This window comes from Xanthomonas bromi (assembly GCF_900092025.1).
Classification (GTDB): Bacteria; Pseudomonadota; Gammaproteobacteria; order Xanthomonadales; family Xanthomonadaceae; genus Xanthomonas; species Xanthomonas bromi.
In genome coordinates this window covers 1-4,379 of the sequence record NZ_FLTX01000112.1, presented here as the reverse complement: position 1 = coordinate 4,379, position 4,379 = coordinate 1, and the positions used below count along the sequence as shown (strand labels likewise).

Here is a 4,379-nt window from a genome sequence, read left to right as displayed (position 1 = left end):
TGGGGAGAGCGGCAATCCCCAATTCGCCTTGCCCGATGGGCTGGTGCATCTGGAGCCGGACCGCATGCTCGATTTCTCGGGCTGATCCCTCTACAAGGAAGACATCATTCATGGCCGATACCGAGCAGAAGAAACTGGCGAAGATCAGCAAGCTGGTCTATCCGTTCCAGAAAAGCGCAGAAGCCGGCAAGGCCGGCGCCAAGCCGACCGACATCGACGATCCGCAGGTCTATTTCGATGCGCTGTCCAACGCGCAGGACGGGTTCTACCCCATCGGCGCCAACGGGCAATGGCACGGCGGCATCCATTTCGATACGCACACCGGCAACATCCTGGCGCAGCAGGACGGCATCCGCTGCATCGGCGATGGCGAGGTCGTCGCTTATCGCATCGACTCGAAATACCCGAACGTCGACTTCAGCGCCGGCAAGGCCACCTACTCGCGCGGCTTCGTGTTGGTCCGCCACCGCCTGGAGCTGCCGCCTGCGCCCAAGCAGACCGTGCAGCCGGCCCCTGCTGGACCGGGCGCGGCCAACACGGCACCGTCCACGCCACAGCCGGCAGCCCAGCCTGCGGCAACACCCGATCAGAAGGCGCAAGAGCCTTCGCTGATCTTCTACAGCGTCTATCTCCACCTGCTCGACTGGGCCGGCTACCAAGCCGATCCGAAGAAGCCGCGCCCGGCGTTCTGGAAGAGCGTGGCCTATGTGGTCGGCGACAAGGCCAAGGACCGCGACAGGGCCTCCAATCCTTCCATCCCGGAGGCAGGCGTAGGCCTGAACCTGCGCGACGCGCAGCATCAGAAGGTCGGCTATGCGCCACGCGGCGCCAAGCTGCGGCTGGGCGCCGAACATCCCAACAAAAAGGGGTATTTCGTCATCTCCGAGGTCGTCAGTGGCCAGACCGTTCCCGCCGACGCAAAAGGCCTGTATGCCTACAAGGCAGAGCTGACCGCCGCCGGCGCCGAGCCCGACCGCCAGGACGCGGTCTACGTGCTGCCGACGCCGGCCCCGATCAAGGCCGGTGAGTTCATCGGCCATCTCGGTCACTACCAGCGCTTCGCCGATCTCACGCCATTGGCGGCAACCGGCCCCGCGCAGAATGGCGTGCGGCCACTGGTCCAGTTGGACGTATTCACCGCAGAAGATCTCAAGACCTTCATCGCCAAGAGCCGGGAGCGGGCAACGCTGCTGGATGCCAAGCAAAAGACCCTGCTCAAGATCAACGTGGGCGCCAAGCTTGTGCTGCCAAGCGAACCGGACCAGCAGATCGGCGCCGAGGAGGCCGCCGCTGTGGTGGCCGGCGGCAAGGACGGAGCCTGGGTTCAGGTGCGCAAAGGCACCTTGCAGATCATGGGTAAGGACAGCCTGAGCGGCTTCAACAGCACTACCCACGCCTACGGCGGCGGCCAGATCCTGCATCGCGTGCTCGGTGCCAGCGATAGCGACAGCATCACCGAAACAGCCTACAACGCGCTGAAGACCAAGGAAGAAAAAGACAAGTACCCGCGCCGCCAGGTACTCGTCCCCAGCGGCGCGCCGGTGTGGGTGGACAAGGCGCTGATGGGCGCCGAGGCCAGCATCGCCGGCCGCTCCCTCAAGGCATGGAGCACGTTCCCGCTACAGGCGAGCCAGGCCACCGGGCCGGAGGCAGGCTTCATCCGCGTCGCCGCCATCAAGACACTGAAAAAGGTCGCGACCGAAGCGGACGGCACCCGCTGGTGGCAAGTGGACGTGGGCAAGATCGACGGCAGCAGCGGCGTGGGCTGGGCCAGGGAGAAGGACCATGCCAAGGTCACCCTCTGCTCGCCGTGGGACTGGCTGGGTTTCGAGTCCATCGAAGCCGACGGCACTACGCCGGAAGCGCTGTACGCACGCCATGTGGTCGCCACCAAGCAAGCCAGACCCGACGAGCAGGCCGCACTGGAAGCCAAAGCACAGGCGGCCACGGGCGGCCCGCTGTTCTCGCGCCTATGCGATGCCATCGACCTCGACGACGACCGCCATCTCACGCGGGAAGAACTGCAAAAAGCCCTCAAGCAACCCTGGTTGGCCGAAGCGATCTCCCGGCTGGTCTTCCACCACACCAGCGAATGGGGAACGCCGCGTGCGCAATGGAATGCGATCGACGGCGATATCCCCGAATCGCGCAAGGCCGATTGGGACAAGGAAAAGAAACGGATTGAATCCCTGCAATGGTGGCACGACGTAAAAACCACTCCAGCTTTGCCGGGGGATGCCAAGGTTTATTCCCTCCATCCTATTGGGTTGATTAGTAATTTCTACTCCCCTTCGGAATGCTGCCAACTCAGCATGACATCATTCCGATCTATTTTTGGAGACAGAAAAATATTCAACCATCGCGACATGCCTCGTGGTGGTGACACATACGAAGCTGACATACAAAAATTTGTCGACTTGCTTAATGATGGATTCTCCAAAAATGGCTTTGATAAGTGCATCTACAAGCAGCATTTTCTTGCACAGTGCTATCACGAAAGCGATCATTTTAACACCACCATTGAATATGCCAGCGGCTTAGACTACGACTTATCAAAGTATCCAGCCTCCGTATGCAATGTTAATAGTTCGGAATACGATAAAAAGAAATGCAAACGCCATAACCAGATCATTCAAGAAGGAAACACCACTATTGGCGATGGCCCAACTTATAAGGGGAAGGGAATCATTCAGCTTACGTGGAAAAGCACATATAATTCCTACAAAGAATACTCTGGATTAGATGTTGTGAGCAACCCAATGAAGGTGGCTGAAGATCTAGCTACGGCAGTTAACACTGCATTTTGGTTTTGGGCAAAATTTAAAGGAGAAGACCTTAATAGAAAAATTGATCGCTATTACGAGGAGGGGACTAAATCTGGCCTCACTTCGGAGGCACTTGACGATGACGTTGTAAGAAGGCTAACCAAGATAATTAACGGCGGAGATAGAGGGCTTGCCGAGCGGCAAAATTTACTTAAGAAAATTAAAAAGGAAATGCAATGAAGATATTTCGGCTAATTCTAACGACTTATATTAGCCTAGCTTCGTACTCTATCGCTTTAGCATCAGAGTTGAAATCCAGCCCTTCCTATGATTATGTGGAAGTTTCCGAAGGAGGCAAATTTCAGAATCAGAGTCTCTGCCCTGGAATCACTGTTAGCATCAAGCGCGGCAACGATCAAATTTCTTTGGGATCCAACGGCAAATGGATCGCTATAAAAAAAGACGACTCTATTGAGCCATCAGAATTCATCGTCGGCGACTTCTGGAACAACAAACATTGCTATGTAGCAAAAAAAGTTGCCGAAAGCGACGTAAATGAATCCTACGAACTTTATGAAATATACAAGTCATCTGCACCGACAAAGCCAAAGTCTCCGAGCTTAATAAACCCAGAATTCAAGAACGGGACTGTTATCAGTAGCTATAGAGATGCCGCTCGTTGGCATAAGGAATTTTTGTGCTATTCAGCACAAATAGGCTCCCCCTACCTTTGCGAAAAACGCATATCACTAAATGATAGCATCGAAAAAAAGGAAAGTTGTGACCAGCTAGGTCACTGCGCAAGCCCAACATTGGTAAGTAGCAATACAGACAGACAAATCATGGCTGTAATTTCTGAAGAAAAAGCATTTACCTTTAGCCAGAAAGGCGATAAATTCTCTCAAAATCACTCTTACCTCATTAAAGGCGACAAAATAAAGCTTGTTGATTTTGAAGATCTAGGATCCGACTTATACTACAGATTCAAATACGAAGGAAAGAGCAAAGAAACTGATGCCTGGATTAAATCAACTGAGGTAAAGCTGTAAATGGTGGAGAAAATGGAATTCCAGATAGAAGGGCAAGACTTAATTCCCTGAAAAAATAATGGGAATAAATTAATGTTAAGGAAAAATTTATTCTGGATGCTTTTATTTGCGGCATGTTACTGCCATGCGTCTCCGCCAAAGCCGAAGAACCTGTGCCTAGGTGGCGAAAAGATGCTTCTAAACTGCGTTACCAAGTCGAAACTCGCGTCGATATGTGCATCAGGAGATGCCAGCTACTCCAGGGGCTACGCTAAATATAGATTTGGCACGCCCGAAAAAATTGAATTGGAGTTCCCTAAACAGGAATTGCCACCTTCATCTTCATTTATAATTCGTGTCATCCCTAGACCAGGAGGGGGCAACACTACACTTAGCTTCACTAATCAAGAGTACAGCTACCGGATACGGGCACCCCGCCGGGGATAGCGTTGGCTTTGAATCCACCACGAACATAATGATTAGCAAGAAAAGTAGAACCATTAAGAAAATCAGCTGCGAGAATGAAGATTCCGGATTAAGCGCTGAAGCTTATGAGATTTTCGAAAAAAAGTAAGACTTTTATCCT

2 protein-coding genes are annotated in these 4,379 nt (G+C 53.2%); both read left to right on the top strand.

Going from position 1 to position 4,379, the window contains the following annotated elements; all coding sequences use genetic code 11:
* The first annotated feature begins 110 nt into the window (after positions 1 to 110).
* Entirely contained in the window at positions 111 to 3,005 is a 2,895-nt protein-coding gene (locus tag XBLMG947_RS20670) for a glycoside hydrolase family 19 protein (RefSeq protein ID WP_065470389.1), read from the top strand.
* 95 nt (positions 3,006 to 3,100) lie between these two features.
* Positions 3,101 to 3,814 carry a hypothetical protein gene (locus tag XBLMG947_RS23050; protein WP_146090496.1) on the top strand — a complete coding sequence of 238 codons (714 nt, stop codon included), beginning with the start codon at positions 3,101 to 3,103 and terminating at the stop codon, positions 3,812 to 3,814.
* The last annotated feature ends 565 nt before the right edge of the window (positions 3,815 to 4,379 follow it).

Bases quoted from the DNA above. Each gene is read 5' to 3' on its own strand.
- XBLMG947_RS20670 (WP_065470389.1), top strand. From the start codon at position 111: ATGGCCGATACCGAGCAGAAGAAACTGGCGAAGATCAGCAAGCTGGTC.